Here is a 732-nt window from a genome sequence, read left to right on the forward strand (position 1 = left end):
GCCCCGGCCGGGGCCCCAGCGCCGACGCCGTCCTCATCCCGCTCGGCCCCCTCGGCGGCGACGCCCCGGACCGGGCCGACACCGCCGCTCTCGCCGCCGCGCTTCCCGGCCTGCTGGCCGACCCGGGACTCGGCAGGCGCCCGGGCGCCGTCGTGGTGGACCTGACCACCGGTGAGGAACTGTTCGCGCAGCGCCCCGACGTGCCGATGGCGCCCGCCTCCACCGTCAAGCTGGTCACCGCCGCGACCGCCCTCCACACCTTCGGCGCCGAGCACCGGCTGGCGACCCGCACCGTCCTCGACTCCGGCGGCCCCGGCCCCGACCGGGTCGTCCTGGTCGGCGGCTCCGACACGACGCTCACCGCGAAGGACGTGGTCGGGCTCGCCGCCGACACCGCCGAGGCGCTCGCGCGGCGCTCCGTCGCCGAGGTCTCCGTCGGCTACGACACCGAGCGCTACGGCGGTCGCGAGGAGCGGCACCCCATCGGTGTCAACGACAACATCGCCCCGCTGACCTCGCTGATGCTCAACGCGGGCCGCCTCGACGACTCGGGGAGCGGGCCCGCGCCGCGCGCGGCCGACCCGGCGGGCGACACCGCCGCGCTCTTCGCGGCCGAACTGGCCGCAGCGGGCGTCACCGTCACGGACGAGCCGGCCCCCGCCACCGCCCCCAACGGCGCCGAGCGGCTCGCCCACCACCTCTCCGCCCCGCTGACGGACCTGGTGGAGCGGA

1 pseudogene (only partly in view) is annotated in these 732 nt (G+C 78.3%); it reads left to right on the forward strand.

The features are described 5' to 3' along the window. Positions 1-152 precede the first annotated feature (152 nt). Positions 153-732, forward strand: a pseudogene (gene dacB / locus HCJ92_RS25450) (D-alanyl-D-alanine carboxypeptidase/D-alanyl-D-alanine endopeptidase) (it continues 677 nt past the right edge of the window).

The organism is Streptomyces spiramenti (assembly GCF_012034385.1).
GTDB classification, from domain to species: Bacteria; Actinomycetota; Actinomycetes; order Streptomycetales; family Streptomycetaceae; genus Streptomyces; species Streptomyces spiramenti.